Raw genomic sequence first — 16,780 nt, forward strand, 5'->3', positions numbered from 1 at the left:
TCCTCTTCTAACCTCTCCAAAGGAGAGGAATTAATTCTGTTTTTAAATTTAAATTAATAGCCAAAATCGGCTTTAATGGCATCTGATTTTTCTAGCATTAAATCTTTGGTAATACCTCCAATTTCTTCGAGGATGTAAGCCGACTGATAGGTTTTCATCGCTTTTTTTGGATCGCCTGTTTCTTCTTGAAAACGAGCTACGTAATAACTTCCTAAAAGGGTTTTAGGATATTGCTTTTGTGCCATTTTACCCAATTCTTCATAATATTCAAACTTTTCAGTTTTTTCTATAGCTGCGGAAATAGCTTTAAAATCGTTAATAAGAATTTGTTTTTCTATTCCAAATAAGTCTTTTATCGTTTGATACTTTTCCTGTAAATAGGTGACTGGAGACGTATCTAATTTAAGTATGGTTTCTTGATATTCCTTTTTACTGATGGGTTGAAAAACATGAAAAATACTCTCTAAAGCATTTGGTAATGCATGTGTTGGAACAGAATAATGCGTCGGATTTTCAAAAGTGTCATACTTATATAAAAGGTTTTTATTATCAATCACTTTAACGTCCATATTTAGAGCTTCGGTCATTTTTTTTATGGATTCAGAATCGTTATTGGTTGTTGCTAAATAATAAAATGTTTTTGCTTGTATTTTAGATAACCGTTCTGGAAGATAAGTTATCATTTTAGGCGCTAATTCTGGGCTTATAGCTATATACCCTTGAAATAATGGTTGTTCTTTAAGCAAATAATAGTTTATAAAATTAGCTGTTTCTCCATGCCCAATGGCTACTTTAAATTTTCCTGTTCTGTAAGTGGTTTCAATAAACGGAATAAGTTCTGCGCCTATAAACTCAAAAAAAGCAGCACCGGTTTCTACAGGTAATGAGTTTTGTGCAGAATACATAGAATCTTCAAAACGATCATCAAATTGATTAACCCCAACCACAATCGCTTCTGGCATATCTTCCCAATAGGTATAATAATCAACATTCCCAGCAACAGCTTCAAATAAATAGTCGCCATCTAGCACAATGAATAAAGGGTAGCTTTTATCTTTATCATTATTATAGCCTCTTGGCAATTGTATTTTCAATTCTCTTGTTTTCCCAAGCTTTGAAGACTCTAAAGTTTTGTATATAACTTGAGCATTCGTAAGACTTGTAAAAAACAGTGTAAACAATAGGTAAAGGATTGGTTTCTTCATTTTTAAAATGATTTGAGATTTAACACATGGCAAGGTAAGAAATAAGCCCTAACTTTTCAAGAAGATAAAAAACGAAATGTGATGAGTTATTTTAAAGGTTTTTTATATCTGATTTTCTATTATAAATTGGCAAATAGATTAAAGATAATCCGCCAAAAACAATAATCATTAGTGTTTGTGCAAACCACATGATCCAACCAAAAGCAATACTAGGTTCTTCTGGGATATTGAATATGGATAAAGCGGCATAAATCGCCAACGGATAGGAACCTATGCCTCCATTGGTGGCAGCAATACTAAAACTTCCGGCAATAAAACCCACCAAAACGGCACCTAATGGCAAATCGCCTAAATCTTTAAAAGCAAAAGACGTGACATAAAACATGAGCACATACATAATCCATATAAACAGCGTATGAAAAATAAAAGCCCACTTTTTTTTCATTTTGAAAATACTAAGTACCCCTTCAATCAAACCTTTAACAAATGTTTTTATTCTTAAAGCCATTTTTGAGGTGCTTTTCTTTAAATATTTGAAAAACAAGACTCCAAGAAAAATCAACAAAAGTAAAGCAATCACAATTTTTATGGGATTGAATTTTTCAATTAAAAAACCATATAAAAAATCAAATTGAATAAAGAGCGTTATTAGTATAATGATAAACATCACAATTAAATCGGCTATTCTCTCGGCAACAATCGTCCCAAATCCTTTTTCAAAAGGCACGCTTTCGTAATTTGTTATGATGGTGGCCCTCGCTATTTCTCCAGCTCTTGGTATGGTATAATTAATTAAATACGCCGAAAAAATGGCCATTACGCTGTTATTAAACTTGATTTTATGCCCCAGCGGCTCCAATAAAAACAACCAACGATAGGCTCTGGATAAATGGCTAAGAAATCCGAAAAACATACCTAATACAATCCACCTATAATCTGCTTCTTGAAAAAAAACAATTAATTGGTTAAAAGAAACTTTATGCAATGAATACCAAACTAAAAAAACTGCCAAAAGTAATGGGAGTATAATTTTTAGTGCTTTAGATGTTTTTGGATTCAAAAGTCTATTTTAGTAAGTTTGTGGCTTCGTCGGGAAACACTAAGGAAGGTTTAAATACTTTTGCTTCTTCTATATCCATAAAAGCATATGTAATTAAAATAAGGGTATCTCCTACGGATACTTTTCTTGCGGCGGCTCCATTTAATGTAATTTCGCCTGTATTTCGCGGTCCGGGAATCACATAGGTTTCTAGTCGTTCGCCATTGTCATTATTAACAACCTGAACTTTTTCACCTTGTATGATGTTTGCGGCATCCATTAAGTCTTCATCAATAGTAATACTACCAATGTAGTTAAGTTCTGCACTTGTACATTTAACCCTATGAATCTTAGATTTTACTACTTGAATTTGCATGTGGCAAAGATAATTAATTTAATGCGATATTGTCAATAAGCCTAATGTCATCAGCATATACCGCTATGAATCCTCTATATTTTTTATTTTTAGATTTTCGTTTTAACGCCTTAAGGGTATGAATATCTGCAATTATAAAATATTCCAATTTTAACAACTCATGATTTGCAAACTGATTTTCAACCCATTTAGTTACCCAATCATCACTTTTTGTGCCAAAATATGTTTTGGCAGTTTTCAATGTTTTGTATATAAAAGGTGCGGCTATAATATATTCGGGTTTTAGTCGCGTATTTCTTGAACTCATTGCAAGGCCACTAGCTTCGCGATGTATTTTGCATCCAATCACATTTACTGGGAGGTGATATTTTTCTACTAGTTTTTTAATAATTTGTAATTGCTGAAAATCTTTCTCTCCAAAATACGCATTGTTTGGTTTTACAATTTCGAAAAAGCGCTTGACTACCGTGCCGACTCCGTCAAAATGACCGTGACGAAATTTCCCTTCCATTTCAAATTCCAATCCATCAAAATCAAAACTTTCTGATGTCGTTTTTCCTTCATATATATCTTCAACAGTAGGCGCATAAACCAAAATATCCTTAGAAATACTTGCTAAAAGCGAGATGTCATTTTCTAAAGTTCTTGGATATTTTTTAAGATCATCGGGATTGTTAAACTGTGTTGGATTTACAAATATGCTTACCACAACAACATCGTTATTTTGTATTGCCTTTTCAACTAATGCCAAATGTCCCTCGTGCAATGCCCCCATAGTTGGAATAAAACCAATGGTTTGCTGTTTTACCTTGTAAGCATCGATAGCAGCAATAATATCCTTCTTTCCTGAAAAAACTTTCACCTTTTATTATAAAATTAACGCTGGCAAACTTAAGATTTTACAACCAATCTGCATAAATTTTTGTACTTTTGCGTGTTTTTTATTTTGAATTTTCAAAATCAGGACATTTATGAAACGGTTTTCTGTTGAGTAAAGTTTATCAATAGTTTCATAAAATCATCAAAAAAACGGCAAAAGCAAACATATGAGCCATAACAATAAGTCGATACAAACCGAAACGTTTAATGGCGAATTGCATCGGGCCATTAAAAAACAAATAAATATAAGCAGATGAAAGATAAGAGGATATTATATGTATCATCTGAAGTAGTGCCTTATTTACCAGAGACCGAAATTTCTTCAATGTCTTTTGAAGCACCAAGATTGGTGAATCAACAAGGTGGCCAAATAAGGATTTTCATGCCCAGATACGGAAATATTAATGAGAGAAGACACCAATTGCACGAAGTTATTAGGCTTTCTGGAATAAATTTAGTGATTAATGATTTGGATATGCCTCTTATAATAAAAGTGGCTTCTATTCCAAAAGAACGTATCCAAGTCTATTTTATTGATAATGATGAATATTTTAAAAGAAAAGCAACATTAACAGACGAAAACGGCGTATTGTTTGCCGATAATGATGAGCGTGCTATTTTCTTTGCAAAAGGTGTTATTGAGACTGTGAAAAAATTAAACTGGTCCCCAGATGTAATTCATGTACATGGTTGGCTAGCTGCCTTACTTCCTATTTACCTAAAAGAATATTACAAAGACGAGCCCTTGTTTAACGAAAGTAAAATTGTTACCTCTGTATACAATCAAAGTTTTAACAATACGTTAAGTCTAGATATGTTTAATAAAGTTAAATTTGACAATCTTAATGAGGACTCCATTAAAGTTTTAGAAGAACCATCTTATATTAATTTAATGAAAATTGCCATTGATTATTCTGATGCTTTAATTGTTGGATCTGAAGAAATCCCTAAAGATTTAACAACCTACATTAAAGATTCAAACAAACCTGTTTTAGAATACAAAAATAGAGATGATTTTGGTGAAGCTTACACGAAATTTTTTAATACTGAAGTTTTAAGCTAACTAAAGATTCCTTATATAATTATATGAAAAAGATATTTAAAGCCCTTAATTTTACTGTTGTTATTCTGTTTTTATTAGTCTCTTTTATTGCTTGCGACAAGGATTTTAGCACTGTAGAAAGTGATGTTTTAGGTGAAGACAATATGAATTTTAGCACGGCCAAAGTAAACTTGCCCATCATAGCTTACAATAAAAAGCTCGACTCTTTACAGATTAATAATTTGTCATCAAATTTGTTGGGTGTTTTTAATGACCCGGATTACGGTCAAACAACGGCAAGTATCATTACCCAAGTATCACCAAGTGGATTTAATCCTAATTTTGGTGACAATACTGTTTTAGACTCAGTCGTTTTAAATATTCCATATTTCAGTAGAGCCATAACAGATTCAACCTATACTATTAGCGATTCGTTATATGGTAATGCTCCTATCCATTTATCTGTTTTCAAAAACAATTATTTTTTAAGGGATTTTAATCCAAATTCTCAAACCAATGAGCGGCAAAATTATTTTTCAAAAGCAAATGGCTCCATAAATGATACCGATAATTTTGCTATAACAGAAAATACAACCATAAATTTTGATACAAATAAAGGAGAATTGCTTTTTGAAGATCCTAACTTTATCCCTAGCAATGAAACCATTTATTTAACTCCTGCAGATAGTACTGCGCCGAAAACAAAATTAGCTCCCGCGCTAAGAGTTAAACTTGATAGCCTTTATTGGGTAAACAGCATAATTGAAAAAGAAGGGCAACCAGAACTAAGCAATGAAAATAATTTTAAAAACTATTTTAGAGGTCTATATATAAAAGCTCAGGCAATTAGTGAAGAAGGCAGTTTAGTTTTTTTAAATCTAGCATCAACAAGCTCCAACATTACCATTTACTATTCTAAAGACAATCCTGCAGCAACCGGAGAAAGAACTCAAGATACCTATATTTTAAATATTGCTGGCAACAGATTAAATACCTTTATAAATAATTACACCCTTCCGTTAGCTAATGGAAACAAAACGTTAGGTGATGAAAAACTTTATTTAAAAGGTGCCGAAGGCTCTATGGCAGTCGTTGATTTGTTTGGCGGTATGGTTGATTGTGATGGAGATGGCACTTTAGACATATCAGCGCTAGATTGTTTTAAAGAAACATATCGGGTTCCTGACGGCAATGGTGGATATAAAAAAGACAACTTTGGCAATTATATCTTAAAACAATTGATCAATGAAGCACGATTGATTATTTATGAAGATGAGGGCATGGCAGCCGACTATCATAAATATGATAGGATTTATGCTTATGATGTTAAAAACAACTTACCAACAATCGACTATCTATTTGACCCTACTACAAACAACTCAATACCTTTAAGCTCTAAAATAATAAGTTTAGGACAAAGAGATCCTGATCAATTAAAATACAAAATACGCCTCACAGAGCATTTAAACAGTATTTTAATTAGGGATTCAACCAATACAAAAATAGGCTTAGTTTTATCTTCAAATGTGAACGCAGATTATAATGCCGGTACTCTCTTTTTCAATAAGTCCAAAATTTTAAATAGTAATGCGGATGTTAAAGGGGTTCCTGCTACGTCCATTATAACACCAAGAGGCACCATTTTACATGGAACTAATGCAAATGTTCCTGAAAATAAAAGAATGAAATTAGAAATATTTTTTACTAAGCCTAAGTAAATTTTTAGCTGTAAAGTTTATACTATAATAGTCTTATTTTATTTGTTGGAAATGAATTTCATCGTTTAAAAAACAACTTATAAATAATAATTATCATACATTAGTACTTATTTTACATATTTGTCTTGATTCATATTAAACCCAAATCAAATTAATTATGTGTGGAATTGTTGGATATTTAGGGCACAGGGACGCTTACCCAATTATTATTGAAGGTCTTAAACGATTAGAATACCGTGGCTATGATAGTGCAGGAATTGCTCTATTTGATGGCACAAATCTTAATATTTCAAAAACTAAAGGTAAAGTTACCGACTTAGAAAATTGTGTTGAGAATCAAATTTCAAAAAAAGGTAACCTAGGTATAGGCCACACCAGATGGGCCACTCATGGTGTTCCAAATGATGTTAATTCTCATCCTCACACCTCAAATTCTGGTGATTTAGTCATTATCCACAATGGAATTATTGAAAATTACGACTCCCTTAAAAAAGAACTTATTTCTCGTGGTTATACTTTCAAATCTGATACTGACACTGAAGTTTTAATCAATTTAATTGAAGATGTTAAAAACAAAGAAAATGTAAAACTTGGAAAAGCTGTTCAAATAGCACTAAACCAAGTGGTGGGAGCTTATGCTATAGCTGTTTTTGATAAAACGAAACCTGATGAAATTATTATTGCTCGTTTAGGAAGCCCATTAGCCGTTGGTATAGGAGAGAATGAGTTTTTTATAGCAAGTGATGCATCCCCCTTTATAGAATATACTAAAAATGCCATTTATCTAGAAGATGAAGAAATGGCTATTCTTAGAAAAGGCAAAGACATAAGAATTAGAAAAATTAAAGACGATTCTTCAGTAGATCCCTATGTTCAAGAATTACAACTAAATCTAGAGCAAATAGAAAAAGGTGGTTTTGATCACTTTATGTTGAAAGAGATTTATGAACAACCTAAAGCCATCAACGATACTTACAGGGGTAGGCTTTTAAGGGAAGATGCCATTATAAAAATGGCTGGTGTTGAGGATAATATGAAAAAATTCCTTAATGCCAATCGTTTTATTATAGTAGCATGTGGCACTTCATGGCATGCTGGATTGGTAGCTGAATATATTTTTGAAGATTTAGCAAGAATTCCTGTAGAGGTTGAATATGCTTCTGAATTCAGATACCGCAATCCCATAATTACTGAAAAAGATGTTGTTATAGCCATTTCGCAATCTGGAGAAACAGCTGATACACTTGCAGCTATTAAATTAGCAAAATCAAAAGGTGCTTTTGTTTTTGGTGTATGTAATGTCGTAGGTTCTTCAATAGCTAGAGAAACAGATGCTGGCGCTTATACACATGCTGGTCCAGAAATTGGTGTTGCATCAACCAAAGCTTTTACTACTCAAATTACCGTATTAACATTAATTGCTTTGCGTTTAGCAAGAGCCAAAGGCACAATTTCCAGCTCTGATTTTCGTCACTATTTATTAGAATTAGAAATGATTCCTAAAAAAGTGGAAAAAGCTTTAAAAGCTGATGCTCACATAAAAGAAATCGCCTATATATACAAAGATGTTTCTAATTTCTTATACTTAGGAAGAGGTTATAATTTTCCAGTTGCTTTAGAAGGTGCTTTGAAATTAAAAGAGATTTCATACATTCATGCAGAAGGGTATCCTGCTGCCGAAATGAAACACGGTCCCATTGCTCTTATAGATGAAAATATGCCTATTGTAGTTATAGCAACGAAAACAGGGCATTATGATAAAGTTGTAAGTAATATTCAAGAAATAAAATCCCGCAAAGGAAAAATTATTGGTATTGTTACCGAAGGTGATGTAACCGTTAGGGAACTTGCCGATCATGTTATTGAAGTACCAGACACTTTAGAGTCTTTAACCCCATTATTAACAACTATTCCGCTTCAATTATTATCTTATTATATTGCAGTTATGCTGGGTAAAAATGTAGATCAGCCACGTAATTTAGCTAAATCTGTTACGGTCGAATAAAACTACAAAATTCACATGTATTTTAAAATCCTATGATTTATTACAATAAATTATAGGATTTTATCATTTATTTCGCTAATTTTTGTCAATAAAATAATTGAAAGTCAATTTTTTAAATAAAAATACTATGCAAGCATAATATTTTTATTAATTTTACTATCATGTTGTAAGAAAGTTTATTACCTTAATTAAAACTTAGCCCAAATTATGAAAACATCTATTTATGTTCTACTGTTGTTTCTCTGTGGATGGTCTTACTCCCAAACAACAATTTCTGGAACTGTTCTTGACGACAGCGGACAACCCATTCCTGGAGCAAATATCATTGTAATTGGAACCTCAACGGGTACAGTCACGGATTTTGATGGTAATTTTACATTAAATGTAACCCAAGCACCTCCTTTTGATCTACAAGCAAGCAGCATTGGTTTTGCAACGGTTGTAGAACGAATAATATCAAACAATCAAACGGTTAATTTTACACTTAAAGAAGGTACCTCACTAGATGAGGTAGTAATCTCTGCTTCAAGAACACCTGAGCGTATTTTTGAGTCGCCTGTTACGGTAGAACGTATCGGGTTAAAAGAAATTAAAAGTACGGCCTCTGTTGATTTTTATGACGGGCTGGAGAATCTTAAAGGTGTAGATGTAAATACAAACAGTTTAACTTTTAAATCTGTAAACACTAGAGGTTTTGCCACTTTTGCCAATAACCGTTTTATGCAATTGGTTGATGGCATGGACAACTCGACGCCTGCTTTAAATTTTCCAATAGGAAATTTAGTCGGCATGACCGAAACAGATGTTCTAAGTGTGGAATTATTACCTGGTGCTTCATCTGCTTTGTATGGTGCCAATGCCTTTAATGGTATTTTATTCATGCAAAGTAAAAACCCATTTGATCATCCAGGAATTCGTGCTTCAATTAAACGGGGGATTACTTCTCAAGAAGCTGCTGGGGATAATGCGTATACCGATGTCAGTTTTAGTGCGGGGCATAAGTTTAGCAATAAATTTGCTGGAAAAGTGAATTTTGGTTACTTAAAAGGCACTGATTGGGCAGCTAATAGTGAAGTAGATAAAAACATGCCCGGCGGAACGAGAGCAACCAACGTTAATTATAATGGCGTTAACGTCTATGGAGATATTGTTTTTACTAATATTAGAGCTGCTGCAGGCGGATTGGGCATTGTACCTAATGTAAATGTAAGTAGAACAGGCTATAACGAAAGTGACTTGACTGATTATAATGCAGAAAGTATAAAGGCAGATTGGGGATTATATTATAGACCGTTTGAAAATGACTTTGAAATATCATATGTCGGTAAAGTAGGCACAGGTTCCACCATTTACCAAGGAACCAATAGATATCATATTAATGGATTTTTTCAAGAACAACATAAATTGGAAATAAAAAATAATAACTTTTTTTTAAGAGGCTATGTAGTTGGTGATAAAGCTGGAAAATCTTATGACATGGAAGCCACCGCTATTCAAATTAATCGAGCTTGGAAAAGTGACCAACAATGGTTTGGAGATTATATTGGCACCTATGTTGGCGCTACTTTTGGCGGAGCAACAGAAGCCCAAGCTCATGCTGCTGCTAGAGTAGCGGCAGAAAATGGTCGTTTTGAACCAGGTAGTCCAGAATTTGTTGCAGCCTTCAATAAAAGTATAAATGACCCAAATTTAGTGACCGGTTCTAAATTTCAAGATGCTTCAAAATACTATCATGCCGATGGAAATTACAACTTTAGCCACTTAACTGATATCGCTGAAATTCAAATCGGCGGTTCTTACAGACAATACAGTTTAAATTCTTCTGGTACTATTTACACCGATAGTGATGGTCCTATTGATTATTCAGAATTTGGAGTATATACACAAATTCAAAAGAATTTAGAATTAAATGATGCTTTAGATTTAAAACTAACTGGCTCTATTCGTTATGATAAATCAGAATACTTTGATGGTTTCTTGTCTCCTAGAATATCAGCTGGTTTAACAGTAAACAAAAATCATAATTTCAGAGCCTCTGTACAAACGGGATTTAGAAATCCCACAACACAAGATTTATTCATAGGTTTAGATACTGGTGCTTATGTCTTGGTGGGTTCAGCACCTGATAATTTAGACCGCTTTTCAAGAACCTATAATGTTAGTGCATCAGGCCAGTTATTAGGCCAACCTGCAACCGTTACACAAGCTGGCGGAGCTGCCTATACTAATTCATATACTGCAACTTCAGCGCTAGCTGCCGCCGCAACTGGAAATGCTGCGCTTTTACAAGTTGCAAACCCTGGTTTAATAAAGCCAGAGCAGATTAGCACTGCCGAAGTTGGTTATAGAGGTAAATACAGCAACTTAATTGTAGATTTTAGTGCTTATTATAACAAGTACAAAGATTTCATTTCTCAAGGACGGGTTATTTCTCCATTATATGGAACAGTTGGCGATAATTCTTTGTCTTTTGAAGCGGTAAAGAATAGAGATTATCAAATCTATGGTTCTTATACAAACGCTGAGGCGGATGTTAAATCTTATGGTGCTTCTATTGGTTTGTCTACAAAAATATTAGGTGATTTTGATTTAAGTGGAAGTTATACCTATGCAAAACTAGACTTTGACCAAGCTAAATACCCTAGTTTTGTAACCAATTTCAATACACCAGAACACAAATTTAAAGCATCTTTTGGTAATACTGAGTTGTTTAAAAACTTTGGATTCAATGTGTCGTATAGATTTAGTGATGATTACTTCTGGGAGGCTACATTTGGTGATGGTGTTGTGCCAGAATTTCATGTTGTAGATGCACAAATTAACTTAGTAGTGCCCAGTCTGAAATCAATATTTAAAGTAGGGGCGACAAATCTCGGTGGTAAAGAATATTATACAGCCTTTGGTACAGGATATATAGGCTCCATGTATTATGCGTCTTGGACAATTAACAACTTATAAAAAAGATTATTATGAACACAAAATATATATGGCTGTTAATAATCCTATTAGGGCTTACAGCATGTAACGATATTGAAGATGTTAGCAGACTTGAAGCTGAAGTAGAATTACCTGAACTAACTGCTGGCTCTGCCGATTTTTCAAACTATGTCGCCATAGGAGGATCATTTACCGCGGGTTTTACTGATAATGCTTTGTTTAAAGCTGCCCAAGAAAATTCATTTCCAAATATATTAGCGCAACAATTTTCGAAAGTTGGAGGCGGCTCATTTACCCAACCCTTAACAAGTGATAATTATGGTGGTTTAGCTGCTGCTGGTACTAGAATTCCTGGTTTCGATCCAAGATTGGTTTTTGGAGGTGCTGGACCAGTTCCTTTAGAATCTGTGATTGGTCCCGTAACCGTGAGTACAGATATCGCCATCAATAAACCAACAGGTCCTTTTAATAATATGGGAGTTACTGGCGCTAAAAGTTTTCATTTATTGTTTGACGGCTATGGTAATATTGCAAACTTAGCAACGAAAACCGCTAACCCATACTTTGTAAGAATGGCATCAAGCCCTACTGCTACTGTTTTAGGTGATGCTATGGCGCAAACCCCGACTTTTTTTACATTATCTGATATTGGCGGGAATGATGTTTTAGGATATGCAATTTCGGGAGGTGATGGTTCAAATACAATTACACCAAATACTGGCCCTCCTGGTGTAGGTTTTGACCAAACTTTTGGTTATATTGTTTCAACATTAACTTCCGGTGGAGCTAAGGGAATTATAACGAATGTGCCTTATATTACAGATTTACCTCATTTTACAACCGTTCCTTACAATCCTTTAAGTCCATTAAATCCCGCTTTCGGCCCTCAAATACCAACTCTTAACGGTATTTTTGGTCAGTTAAATCAAGTATTTACTTTTCTTGGGGTTCCAGAGCGCTCTATAGTTTTCTCCACTACGGCCGCCAGTCCAGTAGTTATTAGAGATGAAACTTTAGTAAATATATCTGCTCAAATTGAAGGGGTTCTTAATGCAAGTCCAACATTCCCAGCTTTTGTTCAAAGTTTCGGGTTGCCAGCTCAAGCAGCACCATTAGTTGCCAATTTATTTGGGCTTACCTACGGACAAACAAGAATGGCTAACGCAAATGATTTGTTAGTTTTACCAAGCAGCTCGGTCATAGGAACCATGAATACAGATTCAGTAGCCTTTTTAATGAGTCAAGGCTTACCTCAAACATTAGCTGGACAATTTTCTGCAGAAGGCATTACATTACCCCTATCAGACAAATGGGTTTTAATACCAAGCGAACAACAAGAAATTAAAGCTGCAACAGATGCCTATAACATAACCATTGCATCGGTTGCAAACTCAAATCCTAATGTTGCTCTACTAGATTTAAATGGCATTCTTCAGGAGGCAACGGCCGGCGGCGTTGTTTTTGATAATTTTACGCTTCAAACCAGTTTGGTTACGGGTGGAGCAATAGGCTTAGATGGTATTCACTTTACAGCAAGAGGTTATGCCTATATGGCAAATAAATTTTTAGAGAAAATAGACGAAGCCTTTGGCTCAAACTTTATAGCTTCAGGAAACGTTGCAAAAGCCGGAGATTACCCAACAAATTATTCAGCTACATTACAATAATGATAGCTTAAACTACAAGTATAAAACACCTTCAAAAAAGAGGTGTTTTTTTATGACAAAAAAGCTTAAAAACGACTTTAATTATAAATTAAAAAATATATCTTTGCACGCGAAAACAAAATGCGTTTTCACACAATTAAATCGCATAATATTAAACATATAAGTAATGTCTAAAGTTACAGGTAAAGTTGCTCAAATAGTTGGTCCGGTGATAGATGTCGCATTCGAGGCAGGATCTACCCTTCCAAAAATCTACGATTCATTAGAAATCAAAAGACCAGATGGTACATTATTAGTATTGGAAGTTCAATCCCATATTGGTGAAGATACCGTACGTACTATAGCTATGGATTCTTCGGATGGTTTAAGTAGAGGTACTGAAGTTGTTGCAACAGGAGCCCCAATACAAATGCCAATAGGCGAAGATGTTTACGGACGTTTGTTTAATGTAATTGGAGATGCTATTGATGGTCTTGGAGATTTACCTAAAGCAGGTAAAGCTGGGTTGCCAATACACCGGCTAGCGCCTAAATTTGAAGATTTATCAACGTCTACTGAAGTTTTATTTACAGGTATTAAAGTAATCGATTTAATTGAACCTTATGCAAAAGGTGGTAAAATTGGATTATTTGGTGGTGCTGGAGTAGGTAAAACGGTATTGATTCAAGAGTTGATTAACAATATAGCAAAAGGACATGGTGGACTTTCCGTATTCGCAGGAGTTGGAGAAAGAACACGTGAAGGAAATGACCTTTTAAGAGAGATGTTGGAATCTGGAATTATTCGCTACGGTGATGATTTTATGCATTCTATGGAAGCTGGTGGATGGGATTTATCTAAAGTTGATAAATCTAAAATGAAAGAATCTAAGGCAACTTTTGTGTTCGGACAAATGAACGAACCTCCCGGAGCTCGTGCACGTGTTGCATTATCTGGTTTAACTATTGCTGAGTATTTCCGTGACGGTGCTGGAGAAGCTCAAGGAAAAGACGTGCTTTTCTTCGTAGATAACATCTTCCGTTTTACACAAGCTGGTTCTGAGGTATCTGCGTTATTAGGTCGTATGCCATCTGCGGTAGGTTATCAACCAACATTGGCAACAGAAATGGGCGCGATGCAAGAACGTATTACATCTACAAAAAGAGGTTCAATTACATCTGTACAAGCGGTTTACGTGCCTGCGGATGACTTAACAGATCCGGCGCCTGCTACAACATTTGCCCACTTAGATGCTACAACGGTATTATCACGTAAAATTGCTGAGCTTGGTATTTATCCTGCGGTAGACCCATTAGATTCTACATCTAGAATTTTAACAGCTGATATTTTAGGAAAAGATCACTACGATTGTGCACAACGTGTAAAAGAATTATTACAACGCTACAAACAATTACAGGATATCATTGCTATTTTGGGTATGGAAGAGCTTTCAGAAGAAGACAAACTGGCCGTATCAAGAGCAAGACGTGTACAACGTTTCTTATCGCAACCATTTCATGTTGCAGAACAGTTTACAGGAATCCCAGGTGTTTTAGTAGATATCAAAGAAACCATTAAAGGATTTAACATGATTATGGATGGTGAATTAGACCACTTGCCAGAGGCGGCGTTTAACCTTAAAGGGACTATTGAAGAAGCCATTGAAGCAGGTCAAAAAATGTTGGCTGAGGCTTAGCCGAAGCCAATGCTGAATTTATTTCAGCATCTTTAAAATTGAATTTTCAATAAAAATTAAAAACCCTGAAACAAGTTCAGGGTACTAAAACAAGTTTTAGTATGTATTTAGAAATTGTATCACCAGAAGCAACTTTATTTAGTGGAGAAGTAACCAGTGTTGCCGTTCCGGGAGTAAATGGTAATTTTGAAATGTTAAACAACCACGCTCCAATTGTATCTTTATTAAAAGAAGGTTTTGTAAAAATTACTGGCAATATAGAATTAGATGAAGCTGTTCAGGACAAATTTACCAAAGGTGATAAAAACACAACTTTGCTGAAAATTGAATCTGGCACTATAGAAATGAAAGATAATAAAGTGATAATTTTAGCAGATTAAACTTTATTTAATCATAATATAAAAAACGTGAAACAATTGTTTCGCGTTTTTTTATGTCCAAAACTAAGGCTTTAGCCCCACTTTATGTCCATAAAACGCATAATATAAAATAATTAGATAACACGGTAAAAGAATCCAATACCCAAACGAAGTTGCTTCACCAATGGCTGAGGTTTCCCCCATGCCGTTTAAAATTAACGCTTCTTTTTTACCATCTACCAACATACCATATAACGGCGGAATAATAGCACCTCCAGAGATTGCCATAATAAGCAACGCTGAAGCCGTTTTAGTAAATTTCCCTAAGCCTGTTAAAGCTAAAGGCCAAATGGCAGGCCACACTAAAGCATTTGCTATTCCTAAAGCAGCAACAAATAACACGGATACAAAACCATCTGTAAAAACAATACAAAATGAAAAAACAATTCCTAAAATGGCACTGGCCTTTAAAGCAAATGCTTGACTTATGTATTTGGGAATTAAAAATACTCCTAACGCATAAGTTACCACCATAGCCATTAATGTAAATAAGGTGAAAAATTTAGCTTGTTCGACAGGAATATCTAAAGCAATACCGTAAGATATAATGGTATCACCAGCAATCACTTCAACGCCTACATATAAAAACAATGCTAAAACCCCTAACCATAAATGAGGGAATTGAAAAATACTGGTTTTTACCGTTTCGCCTGTTTTCGGCTCTTCAATAAGTGCTTCTTCCACATTGGGCAAAGGTGCTTTTCTTATTAAAACCCCTAATACAAATAGCACCAAGGCCATAACAATATACGGTGTAACCACGCTATCTGCCATAGTATCTAGTAAGCGTCCTTTTTCCTCGTCATCAACAACATCAAATTGTTCTTTTATTTTATCAATGCCAGATAACAATAACGCTCCAAAAATAACCGAACCTAATGCGCCCGCTACTTTATTTGCTATACCCATAATAGCAATACGTTTGGCTGCACTTTCTATGGGTCCCAATATAGTAATATAAGGGTTTGATGCTGTTTGAAGTAAGGTCATACCGGCACCTTGAACAAAAATACCACTCAAAAACATCCAGTAGGTTCTGGCTTCTGCTGCCGGTATAAAAATTAAAGCCCCTACTGCCATAATAATTAAACCTAAAGACATACTTTTCTTGAAACCTATTCTTTTGATGACATAAGATGCTGGAAGTGCCATAAAGACAAATGAAATATAAGAAGCAGATGCCACTAAATACGATTGAGCATCGGTTAATTCATTAATGGTTTTCATGAATGGAATTAATGCTCCATTAATCCAGGTTACAAATCCGAAAATCAAAAATAATCCTGCTATAATGATAATGGGAATAAATGTGTTGTTTTTTTGTGGCAGTGTTTGGTTTATTTCTGACATATATTAAGGTTGATTACACTTTTTTTATCACGTTGGTAACAATGCCCCAAATAATAAAATCATTGTCTTTCGTGATTTTTATAATGGGATAATTAGGGTTTTCTGGTTGTAACCAAACCTCATCTTTATCAACCTTTAAACGTTTTACCGTGAACTCTCCGTCCAAAAAGCAAACGGCTATTCTATTGTTTTTGGGCTGTAAACTCCTATCAATAACCAATAAATCATTATCATCTAGTCCTGCGCCAATCATAGATTGACCACTTACGCGTGCAAAAAAAGTAGCTTCTTTGTTTTTAATAAGTTCTTTATCCAAAGACAAACGCTCTTCTTTAAAATCTTCGGCTGGTGATGGAAATCCCGCAGAAATTCCAGTATCAAAAAACAAAGCTCCTAAATGGTTGGTTTCATCAGGAGTGAAAAATGCTAGCGGTTGAGCGTTGTGTAATATCATCTTTTATCATTCCT

Annotated in this window: 13 protein-coding genes; 7 read left to right on the forward strand and 6 right to left on the reverse strand. The window is 34.5% G+C overall.

Features of this window, described 5'->3' with window-relative positions; translation table 11 throughout:
* Window positions 1-53 precede the first annotated feature (53 nt).
* The 4 genes from CSW08_RS05325 to panC all read right to left on the reverse strand — a co-directional run bounded on the left by CSW08_RS05325 (window position 54) and on the right by panC (window position 3,482).
* Window positions 54-1,205: an alpha/beta hydrolase gene (locus tag CSW08_RS05325; RefSeq protein WP_106658877.1), complete on the reverse strand. Its 1,152-nt coding sequence runs from the start codon at window positions 1,203-1,205 to the stop codon at window positions 54-56.
* A gap of 91 nt (window positions 1,206-1,296) precedes the next feature.
* A complete protein-coding gene (locus tag CSW08_RS05330) occupies window positions 1,297-2,265 on the reverse strand; it encodes a lysylphosphatidylglycerol synthase transmembrane domain-containing protein (protein ID WP_106658878.1) in 969 nt (322 codons plus the stop codon).
* A gap of 4 nt (window positions 2,266-2,269) precedes the next feature.
* A complete protein-coding gene (panD, locus tag CSW08_RS05335) occupies window positions 2,270-2,620 on the reverse strand; it encodes an aspartate 1-decarboxylase (RefSeq protein WP_106658879.1) in 351 nt (116 codons plus the stop codon).
* Window positions 2,621-2,633: 13 nt separating this feature from the next.
* Window positions 2,634-3,482: a pantoate--beta-alanine ligase gene (gene panC / locus CSW08_RS05340; protein WP_106658880.1), complete on the reverse strand. Its 849-nt coding sequence runs from the start codon at window positions 3,480-3,482 to the stop codon at window positions 2,634-2,636.
* Window positions 3,483-3,752: 270 nt separating this feature from the next.
* Between panC and CSW08_RS05345 the strand changes: the two genes are divergently transcribed.
* The 7 genes from CSW08_RS05345 (at window position 3,753) to CSW08_RS05375 (ending at window position 14,923) form a co-directional block, all read left to right on the forward strand.
* Window positions 3,753-4,562, forward strand: coding sequence for a glycogen/starch synthase (locus CSW08_RS05345; protein ID WP_106658881.1), 810 nt, complete (start codon window positions 3,753-3,755; stop codon window positions 4,560-4,562).
* 23 nt (window positions 4,563-4,585) lie between these two features.
* Window positions 4,586-6,259 carry a DUF4270 domain-containing protein gene (locus CSW08_RS05350; protein WP_106658882.1) on the forward strand — a complete coding sequence of 558 codons (1,674 nt, stop codon included), beginning with the start codon at window positions 4,586-4,588 and terminating at the stop codon, window positions 6,257-6,259.
* 157 nt (window positions 6,260-6,416) lie between these two features.
* Complete coding sequence (gene glmS / locus CSW08_RS05355) at window positions 6,417-8,264, forward strand: glutamine--fructose-6-phosphate transaminase (isomerizing) (RefSeq protein ID WP_106658883.1); 1,848 nt, start codon at window positions 6,417-6,419, stop codon at window positions 8,262-8,264.
* Window positions 8,265-8,471: 207 nt separating this feature from the next.
* Window positions 8,472-11,222 (forward strand): TonB-dependent receptor, encoded by a 2,751-nt coding sequence (locus tag CSW08_RS05360; RefSeq protein ID WP_106658884.1) that lies wholly within the window; start codon window positions 8,472-8,474, stop codon window positions 11,220-11,222.
* A gap of 11 nt (window positions 11,223-11,233) precedes the next feature.
* Window positions 11,234-12,868, forward strand: a complete 1,635-nt coding sequence (locus CSW08_RS05365) for an SGNH/GDSL hydrolase family protein (RefSeq protein ID WP_106658885.1) — start codon at window positions 11,234-11,236, stop codon at window positions 12,866-12,868.
* Between the two features lie 166 nt (window positions 12,869-13,034).
* Window positions 13,035-14,543, forward strand: a complete 1,509-nt coding sequence (gene atpD, locus CSW08_RS05370) for a F0F1 ATP synthase subunit beta (protein ID WP_106658886.1) — start codon at window positions 13,035-13,037, stop codon at window positions 14,541-14,543.
* Window positions 14,544-14,644: 101 nt separating this feature from the next.
* On the forward strand, window positions 14,645-14,923 hold the full coding sequence (locus CSW08_RS05375; RefSeq protein WP_106658887.1) for a F0F1 ATP synthase subunit epsilon: 279 nt from the start codon (window positions 14,645-14,647) through the stop codon (window positions 14,921-14,923).
* 63 nt (window positions 14,924-14,986) lie between these two features.
* Here CSW08_RS05375 and CSW08_RS05380 read toward each other — a convergent pair whose 3' ends face one another.
* Both CSW08_RS05380 and CSW08_RS05385 read right to left on the reverse strand, forming a co-directional pair.
* Window positions 14,987-16,312 (reverse strand): sugar MFS transporter, encoded by a 1,326-nt coding sequence (locus CSW08_RS05380; RefSeq protein ID WP_203226851.1) that lies wholly within the window; start codon window positions 16,310-16,312, stop codon window positions 14,987-14,989.
* Window positions 16,313-16,325: 13 nt separating this feature from the next.
* Window positions 16,326-16,766, reverse strand: a complete 441-nt coding sequence (locus tag CSW08_RS05385) for a LexA family protein (protein WP_106658888.1) — start codon at window positions 16,764-16,766, stop codon at window positions 16,326-16,328.
* Between the last annotated feature and the right edge of the window lie 14 nt (window positions 16,767-16,780).

Source organism: Confluentibacter flavum (genome assembly GCF_002843175.1).
GTDB classification, from domain to species: Bacteria; Bacteroidota; Bacteroidia; order Flavobacteriales; family Flavobacteriaceae; genus Confluentibacter; species Confluentibacter flavum.

What these genes read in the sequence shown, in the direction of transcription:
- CSW08_RS05325 (WP_106658877.1), bottom strand. Translation starts at nt 1,205, where the DNA reads ATGAAGAAACCAATCCTTTACCTATTGTTTACACTGTTTTTTACAAGT.
- glmS (WP_106658883.1), top strand. Translation starts at nt 6,417, where the DNA reads ATGTGTGGAATTGTTGGATATTTAGGGCACAGGGACGCTTACCCAATT.
- CSW08_RS05360 (WP_106658884.1), top strand. Translation starts at nt 8,472, where the DNA reads ATGAAAACATCTATTTATGTTCTACTGTTGTTTCTCTGTGGATGGTCT.
- panD (WP_106658879.1), bottom strand. Translation starts at nt 2,620, where the DNA reads ATGCAAATTCAAGTAGTAAAATCTAAGATTCATAGGGTTAAATGTACA.
- atpD (WP_106658886.1), top strand. Translation starts at nt 13,035, where the DNA reads ATGTCTAAAGTTACAGGTAAAGTTGCTCAAATAGTTGGTCCGGTGATA.
- CSW08_RS05385 (WP_106658888.1), bottom strand. Translation starts at nt 16,766, where the DNA reads ATGATATTACACAACGCTCAACCGCTAGCATTTTTCACTCCTGATGAA.
- CSW08_RS05380 (WP_203226851.1), bottom strand. Translation starts at nt 16,312, where the DNA reads ATGTCAGAAATAAACCAAACACTGCCACAAAAAAACAACACATTTATT.
- CSW08_RS05345 (WP_106658881.1), top strand. Translation starts at nt 3,753, where the DNA reads ATGAAAGATAAGAGGATATTATATGTATCATCTGAAGTAGTGCCTTAT.
- CSW08_RS05375 (WP_106658887.1), top strand. Translation starts at nt 14,645, where the DNA reads ATGTATTTAGAAATTGTATCACCAGAAGCAACTTTATTTAGTGGAGAA.
- CSW08_RS05365 (WP_106658885.1), top strand. Translation starts at nt 11,234, where the DNA reads ATGAACACAAAATATATATGGCTGTTAATAATCCTATTAGGGCTTACA.
- CSW08_RS05350 (WP_106658882.1), top strand. Translation starts at nt 4,586, where the DNA reads ATGAAAAAGATATTTAAAGCCCTTAATTTTACTGTTGTTATTCTGTTT.